19 protein-coding genes are annotated in these 19,757 nt (G+C 71.4%); 6 read left to right on the top strand and 13 right to left on the bottom strand.

Features of this window, described 5'->3' with window-relative positions:
- Window positions 1-36: 36 nt before the first annotated feature.
- A complete protein-coding gene (locus tag EST92_RS09995) occupies window positions 37-1,146 on the bottom strand; it encodes an FAD-dependent monooxygenase (RefSeq protein ID WP_129280586.1) in 1,110 nt (369 codons plus the stop codon).
- A gap of 187 nt (window positions 1,147-1,333) precedes the next feature.
- Between EST92_RS09995 and EST92_RS09990 the strand changes: the two genes are divergently transcribed.
- Entirely contained in the window at window positions 1,334-2,326 is a 993-nt protein-coding gene (locus tag EST92_RS09990; protein WP_129280585.1) for a GntR family transcriptional regulator, read from the top strand.
- Between the two features lie 67 nt (window positions 2,327-2,393).
- Here EST92_RS09990 and EST92_RS09985 read toward each other — a convergent pair whose 3' ends face one another.
- The 7 genes from EST92_RS09985 to EST92_RS09955 form a co-directional block, all read right to left on the bottom strand.
- Complete coding sequence (locus tag EST92_RS09985) at window positions 2,394-3,854, bottom strand: catalase (RefSeq protein ID WP_129280584.1); 1,461 nt, start codon at window positions 3,852-3,854, stop codon at window positions 2,394-2,396.
- Between the two features lie 184 nt (window positions 3,855-4,038).
- Window positions 4,039-6,171 (bottom strand): SpoIIE family protein phosphatase, encoded by a 2,133-nt coding sequence (locus EST92_RS09980; RefSeq protein WP_254068739.1) that lies wholly within the window; start codon window positions 6,169-6,171, stop codon window positions 4,039-4,041.
- Between the two features lie 525 nt (window positions 6,172-6,696).
- Window positions 6,697-7,380: a class I SAM-dependent methyltransferase gene (locus EST92_RS09975; protein WP_129280582.1), complete on the bottom strand. Its 684-nt coding sequence runs from the start codon at window positions 7,378-7,380 to the stop codon at window positions 6,697-6,699.
- 210 nt (window positions 7,381-7,590) lie between these two features.
- Window positions 7,591-8,334: a DUF402 domain-containing protein gene (locus EST92_RS09970; protein WP_129280581.1), complete on the bottom strand. Its 744-nt coding sequence runs from the start codon at window positions 8,332-8,334 to the stop codon at window positions 7,591-7,593.
- Between the two features lie 79 nt (window positions 8,335-8,413).
- Window positions 8,414-9,835, bottom strand: coding sequence for a class II fumarate hydratase (locus EST92_RS09965; RefSeq protein ID WP_129280580.1), 1,422 nt, complete (start codon window positions 9,833-9,835; stop codon window positions 8,414-8,416).
- Window positions 9,836-9,887: 52 nt separating this feature from the next.
- Window positions 9,888-10,103 (bottom strand): DUF397 domain-containing protein, encoded by a 216-nt coding sequence (locus tag EST92_RS09960; RefSeq protein WP_129280579.1) that lies wholly within the window; start codon window positions 10,101-10,103, stop codon window positions 9,888-9,890.
- Window positions 10,082-10,933 (bottom strand): helix-turn-helix transcriptional regulator, encoded by an 852-nt coding sequence (locus EST92_RS09955; protein WP_129280578.1) that lies wholly within the window; start codon window positions 10,931-10,933, stop codon window positions 10,082-10,084. The genes EST92_RS09960 and EST92_RS09955 overlap by 22 nt, the downstream gene beginning before the upstream one ends.
- 160 nt (window positions 10,934-11,093) lie before the next feature.
- Here EST92_RS09955 and EST92_RS09950 point away from each other — a divergent pair, with 160 nt between their 5' ends.
- Together EST92_RS09950 and EST92_RS31580 are read left to right on the top strand one after the other, a co-directional pair.
- On the top strand, window positions 11,094-11,369 hold the full coding sequence (locus EST92_RS09950) for a hypothetical protein (protein WP_129280577.1): 276 nt from the start codon (window positions 11,094-11,096) through the stop codon (window positions 11,367-11,369).
- A complete protein-coding gene (locus EST92_RS31580; RefSeq protein ID WP_129280576.1) occupies window positions 11,366-11,557 on the top strand; it encodes a hypothetical protein in 192 nt (63 codons plus the stop codon). The genes EST92_RS09950 and EST92_RS31580 overlap by 4 nt, the downstream gene beginning before the upstream one ends.
- Window positions 11,558-11,637: 80 nt before the next feature.
- On the opposite strand, the gene EST92_RS09940 is transcribed toward EST92_RS31580, so the two are convergent.
- Complete coding sequence (locus EST92_RS09940; RefSeq protein WP_129280575.1) at window positions 11,638-13,311, bottom strand: fumarate hydratase; 1,674 nt, start codon at window positions 13,309-13,311, stop codon at window positions 11,638-11,640.
- 165 nt (window positions 13,312-13,476) lie between these two features.
- Here EST92_RS09940 and EST92_RS09935 point away from each other — a divergent pair, with 165 nt between their 5' ends.
- Entirely contained in the window at window positions 13,477-14,388 is a 912-nt protein-coding gene (locus EST92_RS09935) for a DUF1707 domain-containing protein (RefSeq protein WP_343283784.1), read from the top strand.
- Window positions 14,389-14,625: 237 nt separating this feature from the next.
- The gene (locus EST92_RS09930; protein ID WP_040898418.1) at window positions 14,626-14,985 is read left to right on the top strand and encodes a WhiB family transcriptional regulator; all 360 of its coding nucleotides are present in this window, start codon (window positions 14,626-14,628) and stop codon (window positions 14,983-14,985) included.
- 125 nt (window positions 14,986-15,110) lie between these two features.
- Here the strand turns inward: EST92_RS09930 and glpX are convergent, their stop codons facing one another.
- Complete coding sequence (gene glpX / locus EST92_RS09925; RefSeq protein ID WP_129280574.1) at window positions 15,111-16,142, bottom strand: class II fructose-bisphosphatase; 1,032 nt, start codon at window positions 16,140-16,142, stop codon at window positions 15,111-15,113.
- A 255-nt stretch (window positions 16,143-16,397) separates the two neighbouring features.
- On the opposite strand from glpX, the gene EST92_RS09920 reads away from it, so the two are divergent.
- Window positions 16,398-16,934: a DUF4245 domain-containing protein gene (locus EST92_RS09920; protein WP_129280609.1), complete on the top strand. Its 537-nt coding sequence runs from the start codon at window positions 16,398-16,400 to the stop codon at window positions 16,932-16,934.
- Between the two features lie 265 nt (window positions 16,935-17,199).
- Here EST92_RS09920 and EST92_RS09915 read toward each other — a convergent pair whose 3' ends face one another.
- The 3 genes from EST92_RS09915 to xseA all read right to left on the bottom strand — a co-directional run bounded on the left by EST92_RS09915 (window position 17,200) and on the right by xseA (window position 19,562).
- Window positions 17,200-17,793, bottom strand: coding sequence for a malonic semialdehyde reductase (locus tag EST92_RS09915; protein WP_129280573.1), 594 nt, complete (start codon window positions 17,791-17,793; stop codon window positions 17,200-17,202).
- A gap of 197 nt (window positions 17,794-17,990) precedes the next feature.
- Window positions 17,991-18,287, bottom strand: coding sequence for an exodeoxyribonuclease VII small subunit (locus tag EST92_RS09910; protein ID WP_129280572.1), 297 nt, complete (start codon window positions 18,285-18,287; stop codon window positions 17,991-17,993).
- 39 nt (window positions 18,288-18,326) lie between these two features.
- Window positions 18,327-19,562 carry an exodeoxyribonuclease VII large subunit gene (gene xseA / locus EST92_RS09905; protein ID WP_174243972.1) on the bottom strand — a complete coding sequence of 412 codons (1,236 nt, stop codon included), beginning with the start codon at window positions 19,560-19,562 and terminating at the stop codon, window positions 18,327-18,329.
- Between the last annotated feature and the right edge of the window lie 195 nt (window positions 19,563-19,757).

Genomic DNA, 19,757 nt, shown 5'->3' with positions numbered 1-19,757 from the left:
CGAAGGGGCGTCCGGATCGCCGGGCGCCCCTTTTCGTCACCCGTCGAGGCGGAAGGCGTTCTTGGCCCGCTCAAGGGACTCCTCGGCGGCGCCCTGGCCCGGATTCTCCGTGGCGAGCGCCTGGTTGAGGCCGACGAACGGGCGCAGCCGCTCCTCGTAGCGGCGCAGCGCGGTGCGGTGGTCGCCCGCTGCCCGACCGAGCTCGTCGGCCAGGACGTAGGCGCCCACCAGAGCCAGGCTGGTGCCCTGCCCGGACAGCGGGGACGGGCAGTAGCCCGCGTCGCCGACGAGCCCCACCCGGCCGTCCGACCAGCGGTCCAGGTGTATCTGGGCCATCGCGTCGAAGGAGAAGTCGGACGCCTGCCACATCGCCTTCAGCAGCCGCGGGGTGTCGCCGCCCAGCGCGGACATCCGCGCGGCGAGCTCCGCCTTCTGCCGCTCGGTGTCGCGGTGGTCGAGCGCGAGGGGCTCCGCGGTGAAGCCGAGGGTGACCCGCAACTCGGTGTTGTGGCGCACCGGGTAGACGCACGTGCTGGCGCCGCCGCCCTGCAGCCAGACCTGCCAGTCGTCCAGGTCCAGGAAGTTCTCGGTGCTGAAGACGGCCACGTACCCGCCGAGCGGACGGAAGAACGGGCCCTCGGCGCCGAAGGCCAGCCGCCGCACCGTCGAGCGCAGCCCGTCCGCCCCCACCACGAGGTCGAACGGCCGGCTCCGGCCGCGCTCGAAGTCGACGCGGACGCCGTGCGGCTCCTGGACCAGGGCGGTGACGGAGTCGTCGAAGAGGTACTCCACGCCGTCGCGGGCCCGCCCGTACAGCAGCTGGGTGAGGTCCTCGCGCAGCAGCTCGATGTCCCCGCTGTCGAGCCGGCCGCCGCTGAGTGTCCTCTCGGTGCTGCGCCAGAGTTCGTTGCCGTCGCCGTCGAGCATCGACATCCCGCGCAGCCGGGTGCGCGCCTCCCGGGCCGGGGCCAGCAGGTCCATCCGGTCGAGGACGTCGAGCGCCACCCCGCGGACGTCGATCGCCTGGCCGCCGGGGCGCACACCGGGGGCCCGCTCGACGACGGTCGGCGCGAAGCCGCGGCGGCGCAGCCAGTGGGCGAGGGTGAGCCCGGCGACGCTCGCGCCGGAGATGAGTACGGTCTTCACGACAGCCCCTTCGTACGGTGTACGCGTGTGGTGTGGAGCTCTGAATGTACGCCGTACGCGCAGCATCGCCAAGCGTTTTCCGTGGGATATTTTCGCAGCTCAGAGGCCCTTGTACTAGTACAGGAGGGCGCTAGGGCAGGGTCTTCGCTGGTAGCCTCTGTCCTAGTACAGGTCAAAGGAGAGCGCCGTGGCTGAACCCTCCGTCCCGCCCTATCTGCGGATCGTCGCCGAGGTGCGGCGCAAGATCACCGACGGCGAACTCGCCCCCGGCGACCGGATTCCCTCGACGCGTCAGCTCGCGAAGGAGTGGAACGTGGCCCTGGCCACCGCCACGAAGGCGCTGACCGCGCTGCGCCAGGAGGGGCTGGTGCAGCCCCGGGCCCGCGTGGGGACCGTGGTGGCGGCCCCGTCCCGCGGCGCCGCCGGGGCCCGGCACCCCCGCCCGGCCCCCGCCGCGGAGCGCGAGCTGACCCGGGAGCGCATCGTGCGCACCGCCATCGGCATCGCCGACGCGGAAGGGCTGGCCGCGCTGTCCATGCGGGCGGTCGCGGCGCGCCTGGGCGCCGCCACGATGTCCCCCTACCGCTATGTGACCGGCAAGGACGACCTGGTCCTGCTGATGGCCGACGCGGTTTTCGCCGAGGCCGCCCTCCCGGCCGACGCCTCCGGCCACTGGCGGGCCCGGCTGGAAGCAGGGGCCCGGGCGCTCTGGGCCGTCCACCGCGCACACCCCTGGCTGGCCCAGCTCGGCCCGCTCACCCGGCCATTGCTGCTGCCCCACCTGATGGCCTACTCCGAATGGATGCTGAGCGCCCTCGACGGCCATGGCCTCGGCCCGGCGGCCATGCTCAACCAGAACGTGCTCCTCTACAGCCATGTGCAGGGCCTCGCCGTCCAGCTGGAACGGGAGGCCCAGGCCGAGAGCGCCACCGGACTCTCGTCGGACCAGTGGCTGGACGCCCAGGCCCCTGCGCTCGCGGCGCTCACCGCGTCCCGGGACCATCCGACGTTCACCCGGGTCATCGAGGCGCTCGGGGAGGGCGGTTACGACCTGCGCCTGGACGAGCTGTTCGAGATCGGGCTCACCTCGCTGCTGGACGGGCTGGCCGTCCTCATCGACGCGCACCGCGCCGACCCGGCGGGGACTCCCGCCCCGCCCGCCGCGCCCCGGACACGGTGAGGCGCCCGGAGCCCCCACGCTCCGGGCGCCTGCCCCGCCCTCCACGGGCCCTGGGTGGTGCGGTGCCTCAGCCGCCGTTGAACTTCTTGACGATCCGGTCGCCGAGGTGCTTGTCGACGTTGCGCCAGTACTGGAACGCACGCTCCAGCACCGGCTTGGTGACGTCCTCGGCGAGGTGCCCGGCGATGTTGTGCACCAGCCGGTCGCGGGCCGCGTCGTCGAGGACCTGGCGGACCATCGTCCCGGGCTGGACGAAGTCGTCGTCGTCGCGCCGCGGCCGGGTGGCCTCGCGCACCATCTCGCCGGCCGTCTGCCAGCCCGCCGGGTCCCCGTACTGCTCGGTGTCCGCCGCCGGCCCGCCATAGGAGTTGGGTGCGTACGGCCGGGCCACCCGGGCCGGGTCGAACCGCATCGGGCCGTCCTTGGCGTAGGAGTGGACGGGGACGTGCGGCCGGTTGGGCGGCAGCTGCAGATAGTTCGGGCCGATGCGGTACCGGTGGGTGTCCGGGTAGGAGAACAGCCGGCCCAGCAGCATCTTGTCGGGGGAGGGGCCGATGCCCGGCACCATGTTGGACGGCTCGAAGGCCGCCTGCTCGATGTGGATGAAGTAATCTTCCGGGTTCTTGTTCAGCGTCATCCGCCCGACCTCGATCAGCGGGTAGTCGCCGTGCGGCCACACCTTGGTCAGGTCGAACGGGTTGAAGCGGTAGTCCGGCGCGTCGTCGAACGGCATCACCTGGACATACAGCGTCCACGACGGTGCGTCGCCGGTGTCGATGGCGCGGTAGAGGTCGCGGCGGTGGAAGTCGGCGTCCTCACCGGCGAGCCGGTCCGCGTCCTCCTGGGTGAGGAAGTCGATGCCCTGGTCCGTCTTGAAGTGGTACTTGATCCAGAACTTTTCGCCGCCGGCATTGATCCACATATACGTGTGGGAGCCGTAGCCGTTCATGTGGCGGTAGGTCTTGGGGATGCCGCGGTCGCCCATCAGCCAGGTGACCATGTGGGCCGACTCCGGCGACAGCGTCCAGAAGTCCCACTGCATGTCGTGGTCGCGCAGACCGCTGCCGGGCTGACGCTTCTGGGAGCGGATGAAGTCCTGGAACTTGATCGTGTCACGGACGAAGAAGATCGGGGTGTTGTTGCCGACCAGGTCGTAGTTGCCGTACTCGGTGTAGAACTTCAGGGCGAAGCCGCGGGGGTCGCGCCAGGTGTCGGGGGAGCCCTGCTCGCCCGCGACGGTCGAGAAGCGGGCCAGCATGTCGGTCGTCTTGCCCGGCTGGAAGAGATCCGCCTTGGTGAACTGGCTGACGTCGTTGGTGACCTGGAAGGAGCCGTACGCGCCGCTCCCCTTGGCGTGTACCACCCGCTCGGGGACCCGTTCGCGGTTGAACTGGGCCATCTTCTCGATCAGGTAGTGGTCCTGCAGCAGGATGGGGCCGTCCGGACCCACGGTCAGCGAATGCTCGTCGCTCTCGACCGGAATTCCGGCGTTGTTCGTCGTGTGCGGGACGTGGTGCGTGCTGGTCATGGAGCAGCGCCTCCTGGCTCGACGAGTGGGAGTAGAGGGTCGGTCGGTCCCGAATTGGGGAAGTTGGCCCCTTAAGCCCACCCAAGCAGTCAACTCCCCCGACGGCATGTCGGCAAGAGTTGGACCCCGTCCGATCTCAGACGGGGTCCAACATGTGGGACACGGGCCGGGCGCCCGCGCGGCGTCAGCGCCGCTGCACCCCCGGCGGCATGCTCAGCTCGAACCAGACGACCTTTCCCATGCTCAGACGCGTCGCACCCCAGCGCCGCGCCATCCGATTGACGAGGTAGAGGCCCCGCCCGCCCTCGTCCGACGGCCGGGCCTGGCGCAGCCGCGGCAGCTGGGGGACGTCGTCGCCGACCTCGCAGCGCAGTACGTCCGTTCGTAGCAACCGCAGCGTGATCGGACGCTCCGCATACCGCACCGCATTGGTCACCACCTCGCTGACCAGCAGCTCCAGCTGGTCGGTCAGCTCGTCCAGGCCCCAGCGCGCCAGCGCCCTGCGGGCCAGCCGACGCGCCTGCCCGGCCGTCTGCGCCTTCGGGTCCAGATACCAGTACGCGACGTCGCTCGGCGCGATCCCGTCGAACCGGGCCGCCAGCAGCGCGATGTCGTCATCGCGGTCGCCGGGGCCCAGCATGTCCAGCACCTCGTCGCACATCGGCTCCAGCGGCGGCGGGTTGGGGCCCGTCAGCCGGGCCGTCTCCGCCAGCCGCTCCCGCAGCTGCTCGATACCGGTCCACACGTCCCGGATCCGCGACTCGACCAGACCGTCCGTATAGAGGACGAGCGTGGCGCCCGCCGGGGCGTCCAGCTCCACCGCCTCGAAGTCCACCCCGCCGACGCCGATGGGCGCACCCGACGGCACCCGCAGCACCTCGGCGCGCCCGCCGCGGTGCAGCATCACCGGCGGCGGATGGCCCGCGTTGGCGATGGTGATCCGGTGCGCGACCGGGTCGTAGACCGCGTACATGCAGGTCGCCATCCGGTCCGTGCCCAGCCGCTGGGCCTGCTCGTCGAGGTGGTGCAGCACCTCCTGCGGCGGCAGATCCAGACCGGCCAGGGTCTGCGCGGTGGTGCGCAGCTGGCCCATGATCGCGGCCGAGGTCATCGAGTGCCCCATGACGTCGCCGACGACCAGCGCCACCCGGCTGCCCGGCAGCGGGATCGCGTCGTACCAGTCACCGCCCACCCGGGCCGTCTCGGCGGCCGGCAGATAGCGGCTGGCCAGCCGGACCCCGGTCGGCTGCGGCAGCGAGTCCGGCAGCATCGTGCGCTGCAGCGCGTCGGCGATGTAGGCCTCCCGGCCGTAGAGCACCGCCTTGTCCACGCCCAGCGCGGTGTGCGTCGCCAGCTGCGCCGCCACCAGCAGATCGTCCGGCTCGAACGCCGGGCGGTCCGGGCGGCGCAGGAACACCGCCGCACCGATCACCCGGCGGCGGCCGCGCAGCGGCGCCAGGATCACCCGGTGACCGCCGGGCAGCCGCGGATCCGGACCCAGCAGCTCCGGCAGCGCCGTCCGCGCCGCCTGGGCCTCGCCGAACAGCGGCCGTACGCCCCGCAGCACCTCGGCCAGCGGCCCGCCGGGCTGCACCTCGGCCAGCTCCGCCGCGCTGCCGCCCATCGCCGGGCCCAGATCGGGCTGGGCCGGCAACATCGGCAGCCGGCCGCCGTTGGTGTCCGGCTCCTCCGGGATCCGGTCGGTGCGGCGCAGCCGCAGCACCACCGGGCCGGTCGGGCGTTCGTCACCGACCGGCAGCGGGTCCCGCAGATAGACGAGGATCGCGTCGGCGAACGTCGGGACCGTCGCCCGGCACAGGCCGAGCACGATCTCGTCGAGGTCTATGCCGCGGGCGATCCGCCGGGTCGCCGCCCCGATGAACCGCAGCCGGTCCCCGCCCGCCTGCCGGGCCGCCGCCACCTCACCGCTCTCGCCCGGATGCGCCGAGCGGGCCGGCGGCGGTCCCGCCGGTCCGGGCGCCTGGGCCCCGGCGGTCTCCCCGGCCGCCGCCCGCGACACCCCGGCGTGCGGGGCATCCGGGACCGCCGACCGCCCCTCGTGCGGCGGCGACTGCTCCGGCACCGTCCCGCCCGGCTCGCCGCCGCGCGGCCACGACCGCCCGCCGCCCGGACCGCCGCCCTCACGCGGCCGCCCGATGCGCTCGCCGCCGTGCCGCGGATGCGGCTCGTGCTGCGGCTCCTCGCCCGGCCCGGGCGCCTCGGCGCGGCCCGTCGCGCCCCGCGCCACCCGCTGCCCGGCACGGGTCGCCTCCCGGCCCCCGTCCGCCGCGCCGCCCGGCCGTCCGCTCGCCGACATGGGCACCTCCCCGTACGCGTCGCCATACGCCTCCCCGTCCCGGAGCGAGGCGTCCGGTGCGACGGCCTCGCCGTCGCGGTTGTGCTCGCCGGCACGCCCGCCGGTGTGGCCGGCGGCGCCGTCCGCGTCCGCCGACGGGTCCCGCCGTGCCGCGCCGTGGTCGGCGGCCGGTTCGTCATCGAAGCGGCCGCCCGGCGCGCCCGCCGAAGCCGTGACGGCGGCACCGGCGAGGCCTATGTCGTCACCGCCGCGCACCGCGAACCCGCTGCCGGGCACCGGGGCGAACCCCGGTGCGGCCGGCTGCTGCAGGGCGCTGCGCGGGTCCGGGACCGCGCCGAGCGGCGCCGCCTGGGCCTGCCCGCGGGCAGGGGACAGCGAGGGCGCGGCGGTCGGGGCCGACTGCCGCGATTCGTGGGAGGTGGGGTGCTCCGTCACGCGTGGGATTCCATCCGTCCGGGGCTGTGCGCCAAACGCGCCGCGGTGCCGGGCGTGCCGCTGGGGCGGCCACGCCCGACGCGCTGCGTCTCAGGCACGTCGCAGGTGCAGAAAGAGCTGGATCTCGGGTGGTACGTCCGTACTCGCCGGGGCGTATGCGTAGGCGTCCTCCCCGACGACGTCGAAACCCGCGTCGCGCACGACCCGGCGCAGGTCGTCCCGCAGGTAACCCGATACCCGGATCGAGTTGCCCAGGAACGGAATCGTGAAGTCGTCCACATCCGCCTCGACCATCGACAGGGCCAGCAGCCCCTCGGGACGTAGCAGATCATGCAGCAGGCCCAGTGCGTAAGGGATTTCCGCACGGGGCAGCATCAGAAGCGAGAAATAAGCGACGACACCGTCGAAAGAGCCGGGGCAACCGAGTCGGCCGCCGCGCAGATCGGCGATGTCCAGCCGGTGGAATTCGGCGCCCGGGACGTGCTCGCGGGCCAGGGTGACCATCGAGGGGGAGAGATCGATACCCACCACGCGGTGCCCGGCCGCCGAGAGCTGACGGGCGGTCGGCAGACCCGTACCGCACCCCAGGTCCAGGATGCGCGAGCCGGCCGGCAGCGCCTCGGACAGCCAGGCGCCCGAGGCGAGCTGGCCCTCCTTGTGCGGGAAGGCGTCGTCGTACCGGTCGCCGATCGCGTCGAACGCCTCGGCCTGGCCGGCCCGGTCCAGTGCTAACCGGTTCAGACCCTCGTATCCGTCGTAGCTAGTCGCGCTCACGACCTCGCCCCTCCTGCGACCGCGGTCAAGTTCGTTTTCCAGTTCTGGAGTTGCGCCTGTGCAGTCTTGCGGAGGACGATCCTACGTTTGACGGCCGGGGGCGCAGCAAGGGGGCTCGGCCCCGCTCCACGCCCCGCGAGGAAGAGCTTTGCCCATAGGCGCACCTTTCCACGGTTCGCCCTCTTACTCCCGTCGTTCCGCTTCACTCCCTTACGACCGCAAACGATCCGGCGCGCGGTCCCAGTCCTGCGGAAGCGCGGGAACCCGCCAGGACGGATCGGGCCGCCAGCCCTCCCAGCCGTCGGCGAACGGACCGTGCCAGGCCGTGATCTGTGCGATCGCGGCCCGGCCCGCCGACCTGACCTCGGCGGCACGGGCGTCGGTCATCAGCCCGTCCCGCTGCGCCTGCGCGAACTCGTCCTCGTCCCGCCACTCCCAGTGCCGGTCCGGATAGACACAGATGTCGAGGAAGTGGTCCTCGGAGTCCACGCCGCCCGACCAACGGCGGCGCGGCTCCTCCAGATTGACGTACCAGTTCTTGAACTGCCAGCCGCGCTCCCAGAACAGCCACACCGACCAGGGGTCGCCGGGCCGGGCCAGCTTCAGCACGCCGGTGCCGAACCACTGGTCGCGGGTGGTCCGGCGCGGTTTGGTGTAGCGGGTGGACAGCGGCTCGCGGTGCACCGGAGTGCCGTCGGCGAGCACCGGCTTGATGCACGCGGTACCGGGTGCCATCCACACCGCCAGCAGGTCCTCGGTGTCCTGGACGACGGTCATGGGACGGCAGATGTGGAACCGCCCGGCGTCGGCGTTGTCGCGATAACGCCACAGGATGTGGTCCCCGGGCGCCCAACGCCGCCCGCCCGGGGCTCCGTCCGCCGCCCGCCGCGCCCGGGGCGTCCCGCACCCGCCGGCCGTGCCGCCCTCCGTCGTGTCCACCGTGTCCGCTGTCATGCGCAGATCTTAGAGGCGCCGCATGACGCCCGCCGTGACATGAGCCGCACCATGCGTGACGGACGGGTAACGTCTGCCGCTACGGCTGTGGCGGGCGGGTCATCCGCAGCACGTCGAGCGCCTCGTCCAGCTGCTCCTCGCTCAGCAGCCCCCGCTCGACATACCCGCCCTCCAGGACGACCTGACGGATGGTCTTCCGCTCGGCCAGGGACCGCTTGGCGACCTTGGCGGCCTCCTCGTACCCCAGGTACCTGTTGAGCGGGGTGACGACCGACGGCGACGACTCGGCGTACTCCCGGGCCCGTTCGGCGTGGGCCGTGATGCCGTCGATCGTCCGGTCCGCCAGCAGCCGCGACACATTGGCCAGCAGTCGCACCGACTCCAGCACATTCTTCGCGATCACCGGCAGCATCACGTTCAGCTCGAAATTGCCGGCCGCCCCCGCCGCCGCCACCGTCGCGTCGTTCCCGGTGACCTGCGCCGCGACCATCAGCACCGCCTCCGGGACCACCGGGTTGACCTTCCCCGGCATGATCGACGAGCCCGGCTGCAGATCCGGCAACGCGATCTCCGCCAGTCCGGTACGCGGCCCGGACGCCATCCATCGCAGGTCGTTCGCGATCTTCGTCAGCCCGACCCCGATCGTCCGCAGTTGCCCGCTGGTCTCCACGAGCCCGTCGCGCGCCCCCTGCGCCTCGAAGTGGTCGCGCGCCTCGGTCAGCGGCAGCCCGGTCACCCGCACCACCTCGGCGATCACCGCCGCCGGGAAGCCGGGCGGAGTGTTGATCCCGGTGCCCACCGCTGTGCCGCCCAGCGGCAGTTCCGCCAGCCGCGGCAACGAGGCCCGCAGCCGCTCGACGCCGTACCGCACCTGGGCGGCATAGCCGCCGAACTCCTGCCCCAGCGTCACCGGCGTGGCGTCCATCAGATGCGTCCGTCCCGACTTCACGACCTCGGCGAACTCCTCCGCCTTGCGCTCCAGCGCCTCCGCCAGATGCTCCAGCGCCGGGATCAGATCGTTGAGGACGGCGGACGTCGCCGCGATGTGGATCGAGGACGGGAAGACGTCGTTGGACGACTGGCTCGCGTTGACGTGGTCGTTCGGGTGCACCTCCCGGCCCAGCCGCTCGCTCGCCAGCGTCGCGATGACCTCGTTGGCGTTCATGTTCGACGACGTCCCGGACCCGGTCTGGAACACGTCGACGGGGAAGTGGTCGTCCCACTGCCCCTCGGCGACGGCCGCCGCCGCCTCCTGGATCGCCGCCGCGATGTCCTTGTCCAGTACGCCCAGCTCGCCGTTGACCAGGGCGGCCGCGCCCTTGATCCGGGCCAGCGCCTCGATGTGCGCCCGCTCCAGCCGCTGTCCGGACAGCGGGAAGTTCTCCACCGCCCGCTGCGTCTGCGCCCGCCACTTGGCGTGCGCGGGCACCCGCACCTCGCCCATCGAGTCGTGCTCGGTCCTGAAGCCGCCGGCACCACCGGCGTCGCTGTTGTCGCTCATACCTATGTCAGTGCCCGGGAACCGCGATCTGTTCCCGGGCACCGGACCGATGTCACCTGCCTGCGGGGCAGCCGCCCTTCAGGCCCGCTATGAAGGCGCTCCAGGCCTGGTCGGGGACGAGCAGGGCGGGCCCGTGCGGATTCTTGCTGTCACGGACGGGGACGAGGCCGGGGATGTGGTCGGCTACCTCGACGCAAACTCCTCCGTCGTTGTTGCTGTAGCTGCTCTTGCGCCAGACGGCACTACTCAGGTCAGGGGCGGCTCGCATGGCGTCCAGTCCTCCATTGCCACTCGGATCATCGCCTCGGAGTCGCGGGGCGAGAGGGCCATGGCCCTGAGCAGATCGTAGTTCTGCCGTCGGGTTGCCACGTCGTTCTGATTTTCGATGATGGTGCCGGAGTGGCTGCCTTCCTCATAGGCCGTCAAAGGCTGGTGGGGCAGCGTGTAGAGCATGAGAGAGCCGCCGGCCTCGGCGTGCCCGCCGGCTGCGAACGGCAGTACCTGGACGGTGACATGCGGCTTCATCCCCGTCTTGATCAGGTATGCCAGCTGTTGGTACATCACCTTTCGCTTGCCGACGGGGCGGCGCAACACCGCTTCGTCGAGAATGAACCAGCAGCGTGGCGGCTTGGGCCTCTCCAGCAAAGCCTGCCGATCCATTCGGGCCTGCACCAGGTCTTCCACCTCGGCATCCGGGGCGTAGGGGTTTCCGAAGCGAAATGACTCCTCGGCAAGCTCCCGGGTCTGGAGAAGGCCCGGGACGGTGGCGCACGCGTACTCCTCGATGACCGCGGCCCGGCTCTCGATTTCGCTGATGACGCGGCGGTATTTGCCCGGGAAGGGCTCCTTCTTGGCGAGGGTGTGCAATCGGGCGAAGAGCTCGCCGGTGCCGAAGCACACATCCAGCTTCGTGGGCAGGTCGTCGTACGGCAGTGACTCGGCCGCCTCGATGCGGGCGAGTTGGGACTTGCTGTAGTTCACCACCTCTGAAAGACGTCTCAGTGACATCTCTGCCCTCTCTCGGTGGCGGCGCAGCTCCGCGCCGAAGAGGTCACGTACGGAGCGGTCCGGGGTGAGTTCTCGCGCTTCGAAGGTCATTGGCCTGTCCCTCCCTGTCCCGAATGTGATCTGGGACAGCAACCCTCTGTCGATCGTAGCCAGCACAGAGCAACCATGAGGGCACAGAAGGTGATTACCCCGGCGACCGCCACAACGGCCCCGGGGCATGGCCAACGCTTGATCCACAAGGAGCGTCAACATGGTGGAGCCTATTGCCCGTTGCCTCGCCTGGGTGCGGGCTTTACTCATTCCGCGGGCGTCGGGGCGGCACCGGGCATCCGCCCCCTCGGCGCACCACTGCCCGGTGGCCGTCCGTACGGTCCTCGTACGGCCCTGGAACCCGCCGCCGCTGCCGGGGCGCGTACGCCGCCGCAGGCCCGCCGAACCAAGGGTGGACGGCGACGCCACGCCCCTCGTCCGCCCCTACTACGCCGCCTACGAGCGCCGGCCGCAGCCCGCGGAGGTGGTCTGGTGAGTGCCGCATCCACGCCGCCGGGCCCGCCGCCCAGGAAGTCGCTGATGACGCTGCGGGTCTACAGCACTACCCGCGAGGGCGTGGTGACGGAGGAACAGGTGTCGGTCCATGTGGTGGCCGGTGACCGATTCGACCCGTACGGGCTCAGCCAGGCATGGCCGCCCTGCGCCTGTCCTCGTCATCGGTGAGGCATGGCGGACCTGTGGTCGCCAACGGCAGCAGAGCCCCCGACGGAACGTCAGGGGCTCTGTGGGGTCCTGCGGGTGCGTCAGCTTCCCGAGCGCACCGGGATGCTGGTGAACGTCGGGGCCGGGGCCGGGTCCTGGAAGAAGTCGTTGCCCTTGTCGTCGACGACGATGAAGGCCGGGAAGTCCTCGACCTCGATCTTCCAGACGGCTTCCATGCCGAGCTCCTCGTACTCCAGGACCTCGACCTTCTTGATGCAGTCCTGGGCGAGGCGGGCGGCCGGGCCGCCGATGGAGCCGAGGTAGAAGCCGCCGTGGGCGTGGCAGGCGTCGGTGACCTGCTGGGAGCGGTTGCCCTTGGCCAGCATCACCTTGGAGCCGCCGGCGGCCTGGAACTGCTCGACGTAGGCGTCCATCCGGCCGGCCGTGGTCGGGCCGAAGGATCCGGAGGCGTAGCCCTCGGGGGTCTTGGCCGGGCCGGCGTAGTAGACGGGGTGGTTCTTGAGGTACTCCGGCATCTCCTCGCCGGCGTCCAGGCGTTCCTTGATCTTCGCGTGGGCGATGTCGCGGGCGACGACCAGGGTGCCGGTGAGGGACAGGCGGGTCTTGACCGGGTGCTTGGTCAGCTCGGCGAGGACGTCGTCCATCGGGCGGTTGAGGTCGATGGCGACCGCGTCGAGGTCGGGGCCCGCGCCCTCGGTCAGCTCCTCGGCCGTCGTCTCCGGGAGGAAGCGGGCCGGGTCGGTCTCCAGCTGCTCCAGGAAGACGCCCTCAGCGGTGATCTTCGCGACGGCCTGGCGGTCCGCGGAGCAGGACACCGCGATGGCGACCGGGCAGGACGCGCCGTGGCGGGGCAGGCGGACGACGCGGACGTCGTGGCAGAAGTACTTGCCGCCGAACTGCGCACCGATGCCGATCTTCTGCGTCAGCTCGAAGACCTTGTCCTCCAGCTCCTTGTCGCGGAAGCCGTGGCCGGTGGGGGAGCCCTCGGCGGGCAGCTCGTCGAGGTAGTGCGCGGAGGCGTACTTGGCGGTCTTGAGGGCGTACTCGGCCGACGTACCGCCGACGACGATGGCGAGGTGGTACGGCGGGCAGGCCGCCGTGCCCAGCGAACGGATCTTCTGCTCCAGGAACTTCATCATGGAGGCCTCGTTGAGGACCGCCTTGGTCTCCTGGAAGAGGAAGGACTTGTTGGCGCTGCCGCCGCCCTTGGCCATGAAGAGGAACTTGTAGGCGCCGCCGTCGGTCGCGTACAGCTCGATCTGCGCCGGGAGGTTGGAGCCGGTGTTCTTCTCGTCCCACATCGTCAGCGGGGCCATCTGCGAGTACCGCAGGTTCAACTGCGTGTAGGCGTCGTAGATGCCGCGGGAGAGGGCCGCCTCGTCGCCGCCCCCGGTCAACACGTTCTGGCCGCGCTTGCCCATGACGATCGCGGTGCCGGTGTCCTGGCACATGGGCAGGACACCTGCCGCGGCGATGTTGGCGTTCTTGAGCAGGTCGAGCGCGACGAAGCGGTCGTTGGCGCTGGCCTCGGGGTCGTCCAGGATCTTGCGGAGCTGGGCGAGGTGGGCCGGGCGCAGATAGTGCGAAATGTCGTGCATCGCCTCGGCGGCCAGCTTGCGCAGCGCCTCCGGCTCGACCTTGAGGAACGTCCGGCCGTCGGCCTCGAAGGTGCTGACGCCCTCCGAGGTGACGAGGCGGTACGGGGTGGTGTCCTCACCTACGGGGAGAAGGTCGGTGTAGGCGAATTCCGGCATCGAAGGTCATTCCTTACTCGGAGAGGTCCGGCTGGCGTCTACGGCAGCGCCTGAACAGCGTAGAACCCTGGCGGCCCGGCACGGCTGTGAGGTAAGGCTCAGTCGGCACACACAGCTCCGGCAGATCCCTGGTCGCGATCTATCGCGTTTCGGTACGCTGGGGTGGTGGATGCAGACAACGGGGGACGACCGGGCCCTGACACCCCGCCCGAACCGCTTCAGACCGGACCGCTTCAGAAGCAGGACCCGCGGCAGGACGGGCAGCCGGTGAAGCTGACCAAGCCGGCACCCGCCGCGGTGGCCGAGGGCGACATCCGCGCGTCCGACGCGGACCGCGACCGGGTCGCCGAGATCCTCCGCGAGGCCCTCGCGGAGGGCCGGCTGGATCCGGAGGAGCACGCCGAGCGGATCGACACGGTCTACCGCGCCAAGACCATGGGGGAACTGGAGCCCGTCCTGCGGGATCTGCCCGCGGCGCGCGGCGGCCGTCCGCAGCCGGGCCCCGGCGGCGATGCCTACGGGGGCGGCGCCCCGGTCCCGGACCAGAACCTCGTCGCGATCTTCAGCGCCTCGATCCGCAAGGGCCGCTGGCAGGTTCCCGCGCGGATCAACGCCTTCGCGCTCTTCGGCGCGGTCGAGATCGATCTGACCGAGGCGGTCTTCCCGCAGCAGCAGGTCCAGATCAATGCCACGTCGATCTTCGGCAGTGTGGAGATCCGGGTGCCGGAGAACATCACGCTGCGCAGCAACGGCTCCGGCGTGCTGGGCAGCTTCGAGGTCGAGGCCAACGACGCGGAGGACGCCGACGCCCCGCAGGTCCTGGTCAACGGCTATGCCGTCCTGGGCAGCGTGGAGGCCCGGCCCAAGCGGGGCGCCTGGATACGCGATCTGCGCGACCGGCTGCGCGAAGGGCGCCGCGAGCTGCGGCACCAGCTGCGAGAGGAGCACCGCGAGCGGCACGAGCAACTGCGCGAGGAGCACCGCGAGCGCCATGAGTACCTGCGCCGGGAGCGCCGGGACATGCACGAGCAGCTGCGCTCCGAACGCCGCGAACGCCGGGACCGTTTCCGCAAGTGAGCGGATGGCCCGGGGCGGAGTCCGTTCCCCGGGCCATGGGTCGACGGGCCGCGCGGGACAGGCCGTCAGCGGCGGTTTTCTTGTTGTCGCACGATCGCCACGGTGTGCATAAGCGTGCGCACAGCGGGTAGGGCTGGTGCATCGTCTCTCGTGCGGCTGCGGGGTGCGAAAAAAGGCCGTGCGCAGCGAGACGGGCAAGGGTGATTCTCTCGCCGAAGCCGTCGTCAGGAGTGGACCGTGCTGCTACCGCATCAGACCCTGCAGGATGCCGCTGTCGTACCGCCCCCGCAAGTGCCTGATCGTGACGAAGCCGGTCCCTGGCATTCGGAGGCGGTGTGCCGCCGGGACGAGGCCGGGCTGTTCTTCGCTCCGTCGAAGGAGCCGACCGCCGCGCGGCTGGCCAGGGAGGAGGCCGCAAAGCGGGTGTGCGCCCGGTGTCCGGTGATGGTCGAGTGCCGGGAGCATGCACTGCTCCAGCCCGAGCCGTACGGCGTCTGGGGCGGGCTGACCGCGGCCGAGCGCCGGGTCGTGCTGACCCGGCGGCGGCGCCGGGAGTCCGAACTCCAGCGTGCGGCCCATTTGCCCGCGGCAGGCTGACCACCGCGACATCGGCTTCGGCTCGTCAGACACCACAGGGCGTATGGGACACCTCGCCCCCGCCGGAGAGTCTCCGGCGGGGGCGAAGTGTGTGGTCGACGGTCGGCAGGGCCGCCGGGGCGCCGTCAGCTGGGGCGCTCGAAGTCCACCGAGCTGTACGCACGCAGCTTGGACAGCCGGTGCTGGGAGTCGATCTGCCGGATCGTGCCGGACTTGGAACGCATCACCAGGGACTGGGTGTAGGCGTTCTCGGCGCGGTAGCGCACGCCGCGCAGCAACTCTCCGTCGGTGATGCCGGTGGCGACGAAGAAGACGTTGTCACCGCGGACCAGGTCGTCGATCTCCAACACCTTGTCCAGGTCGTGCCCGGCCGCCAGCGCGCGCTCGCGCTCCTCGTCGTCCTTGGGCCACAACTTGCCCTGGAAGGAGCCGCCCAGACACTTCAGCGCACAGGCCGCGATGATCCCCTCGGGCGTACCGCCGATGCCCAGCAGCAGGTCGACGCCGGTGCCCTCGCGGGCCGCCATGATCGCGCCGGCGACATCGCCGTCGGCGATGAACTTGATCCGGGCCCCGGCCTCCCGGACCTCCTTGACCAGGCCCTCGTGGCGCGGCCGGTCGAGAATGACCACGGTGACGTCCTCGACCGCGGACTTCTTCGCCTTGGCGATCCGCTTGATGTTCACCGCCACCGGCGCCGTGATGTCGACGAAGTCGGCGGCCTCCGGGCCCGTGGCGAGCTTGTCCATGTAGAAGACCGCGGACGGGTCGAACATCGAGCCGCGCTCGGCCACCGCCAGCACGGACACGGCGTTCGCCATGCCCTTGGCGGTCAGCGTCGTCCCGTCCACCGGGTCCACGGCCACGTCGCACTCCGGGCCGGTCCCGTCTCCCACCCGCTCGCCGTTGTAGAGCATCGGGGCGTTGTCCTTCTCGCCCTCCCCGATGACCACGACGCCGTTCATCGACACGGTGTGGATCAGGGCGCGCATGGCCTTCACCGCCGCGCCGTCCGCGCCGTTCTTGTCACCTCGCCCCACCCAGCGGCCCGATGCCATGGCACCGGCCTCGGTGACCCGGACGAGTTCCAGGGCGAGGTTGCGGTCCGGGGCCTCGGGGCTGACCTCGAGTTGGGACGGGAGATGATGCTCGGTCATCGAGCGACCTTTCTGTACGGCGACGGCCGTGAAGGACGAGGGTGGCTGTGCGGCGGTGCGGAGGTTTCCCCAGAGGCACTGTGGGGTCTCCCCAGAGGCTCACAGTATCTTCCGGGCGCCAAAATGAGCAGTGGGCCCTTCGCATGAGCGGCCGCCGGGGAGTCGGGATCCGGGGCGAATGCGCAGGTGGGGGGCTTTGCCGGGGGGTGTGTCGGAGCCGACGCGGGGATGGGGGACGATAGGGGCGTGGCAGGTATGCGAGGCAGGCAGACGGTGCGGGACATGGTCCTGTCACTGGCAGTGATCGGCATTCTCGTCGGGGTGATCTACGTCTTCATCCCGCACGACGAGAGCGCCGACGCGGAGAAGGCGGCGGTCAAGACCGTCGACTACCGCGTGGAGCTGATCACCGCCCGGCGGGCGGCGCCGTACCCGGTCGCCGCACCCCAGGGGCTGCCCAAGACCTGGCGCGCCACCTCCGTTTCCTACCGGGCGAGCGAGGACGGCAACGGCGGCGCCTGGCATCTGGGCATGCTCGACCCGGAGCAGCAGTACGCGTCCATCGAGCAGAGCGACGCGGCGCCGCGCCAGTTCATCAAGGACGTCACGCTCGGCGCGACCAAGGTCGAGGGCAAGCAGGCCGTCGGCAGCAAGAAGTGGGACCGCTACGAGGGGGACAAGTACCGGGCGCTGGTCCGCCAGGAGCCCGGGGTGACCACGGTCGTCACGGGCACCGCGCCGTACGGGCGGCTCGCCGATCTGGCCGCCGCGCTGGTCGCGAAGAAGACCTGAGGGCCGGGCTGCGGACCGCTTGAGCGCCGGTCCGCGAAGGGCTTGAACGGCGCCGGTCCGCGAAAGGTTTGACCGGCGCCGGTCCGCGAAAGGCCTGAGTCGCCGACCTGCGTACGACGTGGGCGCTCGCCTGCGAAAAGGCTGGAAAAGGGGCCGGACGGGCGGGAAACCGCCGGTGGGCCCGCGTGGACGAGGAGGCCGCCGCATCCGGAAGGGATGCGGCGGCCTCCTCGTTGCGCAGGGCCCTGCGGGGGCGTGGCGGGGCTCAGACGGCGGTGACGGCCTCGTCGAAGGTGAGCCGCGGCGAGCGCGGGGAGAAGGCGTCGGTGCCCGGCTTGCCGATGTTGATCACGAGGAACGACTTCTGCTTGCCGTCACCGAAGAACTCCTTGTCGATGCCGGTGAAGTCGAAGCCGGTCATCGGGCCGGCGGCCAGGCCGGCGGCGCGGACGCCCACGATGAAGTAGCCGGCCTGGAGGGTGGCGTTCTGGGTGCCGGCGGTCTCGCGGGTCGCGGCCTCGGAGAAGAACGCGTCCTTGATGCCCGGGGCGTGCGGGAAGAGCTGCGGCAGCTTCTCGTGGAACTCCAGGTCCACGGAGAGGATCGCGGTCAGCGGCGCGCTGAGGGTCTTCGGGCCGTTGGCGCCCATGGCGTGCGTGACCAGGCGCTGACGGGCCTCCTGCGAACGGACCAGGGTTATCCGCAGCGGCGACTGGTTGAAGGCGGTCGGGCCGAACTTCACCAGGTCGTAGATGGCCTGGATCTGCTCGTCCGTCACGGGCTCGTCCGTGAACGTGTTGGCGGTCTGGGCCTCCCGGAAGAGAAGGTCCTGCGCGGTGGCGTCAAGGGCGAGAGACATCAAGAGCACCTCGTGGTCAGCTGGGGGCAAGGATCAGCGGCACACAGCGGACCGTGTGGTTGCTGTGGCCACTGGAGGGTTCTACCGGAAATTACCGTAATCCAGATAGGTTAAGTTTCAACTAAATCTGAGTAATTGTGACCTGGTTCACATGCGTGCCGGACCCCGCGAGCCCGGTCTGATCCACACGGCAGACCCTAGGCGCGTTCCGTCTCCGCCTCGTCCGACGACTCCGCCAGCGCCGCGTCCAGGCGGGCCCGGGCGCCGTCCAGCCAGCGGCGGCAGACCTTCGCCAGCGCCTCGCCGCGCTCCCACAGCGCGAGTGACTCCTCCAGCGTCGTGCCGCCCGCCTCCAGGCTGCGGACGACCTCGATCAGTTCGTCCCGCGCCTGCTCGTAGCCGAGCGTGGAGTCCAGCGGCTCCACTCCGGTCTCCGTGCCGGCCGCCGCGCCCTGTTCCGCGTCCGCCGCGCCGTCCGTCTTCGCCTTCGCCATGTGTCCCACCCTAAGAGTCCGTATGAGTCCGTCTTCGTCCTATGCGGGGGGTGCGGCGGCGTCCGGGGGGCCGTCCACCCGCACCCGGAATGCGCCCTCGGCCACCCTGGCCCGCAGTTCCTCGTCCGCGGCGACCTCGGCGGGGCTGCGCACGGCCGTCCCGTCCGGCTTCTGCAGCACCGCATAGCCGCGTTCCAGCGTCGCCTTCGGGGAGAGCGCGACCACCCGCGCGAGGGTGTGCGTCAGCTCCGAGTCGGCGCGGTCCAGCAGATGCCCCAGGGTCCGCCGGCCGCGCGCCAGCAGCGCCGTGACCTGCTCCTCGCGGTCCTCGACCATCCGCTGCGGCCGCTGTATGCACGGCCGCTGCAGCGCGGCGGCCAGCCCCCGCTCCTCCCGCTGGACGAAGCCGTCGATCGCGCGCCGGGCCCGCTCCCGCAGCTGCCCGATCCGGGCCAGCTCCTCGCCGACGTCCGGCACGACCTTCTTCGCCGCGTCCGTCGGTGTCGAGGCGCGCAGATCGGCGACCAGATCGAGCAGTGGGGTGTCCGGCTCATGCCCGATCGCCGAGACGACCGGGGTCACGGCCGCGCCCACCGCCCGGATGAGCTGCTCGTCGGAGAACGGCAGCAGATCCTCCACGCTGCCGCCGCCGCGCGCCACGATGATCACGTCCACCTCGGGCAGCGCGTCCAGCTCCTGGAGCGCGCCGATCACCTGGGGGACCGCACGGACCCCCTGCACCGGCACGTTGCGCACCGCGAAGCGGACGGCCGGCCAGCGGTGCCGGGCGTTCTCCAGGACGTCCCGCTCCGCGGCGCTCGCCCGGCCGCAGACCAGCCCGATCAGCTGCGGAAGGAACGGCAGTGGCTTCTTGCGGTCCGCCGCGAACAGCCCCTCCGCCGCCAGCGACTTCTTCAACTGCTCCAGCCGGGCGAGGAGTTCACCCACTCCGACCGGTTTGATCTCGGCGGCCCGCAGGGAGAGCTGACCGCGCGGGGCGTACCACTCCGGTTTGGCGTGCACCACCACCCGGGCGCCCTCGCTCACCACGTCGGCGATCTTGTCGAAGACCTGGCGGTAGCACGTCACGCTCACCGAGATGTCGTACGAGGGGTCGCGCAGCGTCAGGAAGACCACGCCCGCGCCGGGCCGCCGCGAGAGCTGGGTGATCTGCCCCTCCACCCACACCGCGCCGAGCCGGTCGATCCAACCGCCGATGAGCCGGGACACCTCGCCGACCGGGATCGGCGTTTCCGGGGACGTAGAAACAGCCATACGAGGGAGACTAGCGGCGGCCACTGACAGTGGCGGCGGCCGCGCGGGGCGTGGCCGGGCGCCGGACCGGATGCCGGGGGGGGCGGCCGGCGGCTCCGGTCTCAGGTCCGGTGCCCGTGCAGCCCCTCGCCTCCGTCCCGGCGCCCGCCCGCTCAGCCGTGGCCGGCCTCGCCTCCCCGCCGCTCACCCCCGCCC

The sequence above is a fragment of the Streptomyces sp. TM32 genome (genome assembly GCF_004122755.1).
Taxonomy (GTDB): domain Bacteria; phylum Actinomycetota; class Actinomycetes; order Streptomycetales; family Streptomycetaceae; genus Streptomyces; species Streptomyces sioyaensis.
Note: the sequence above shows the minus strand (reverse complement) of the source record. Positions and strands in the feature narration are given on the sequence as shown.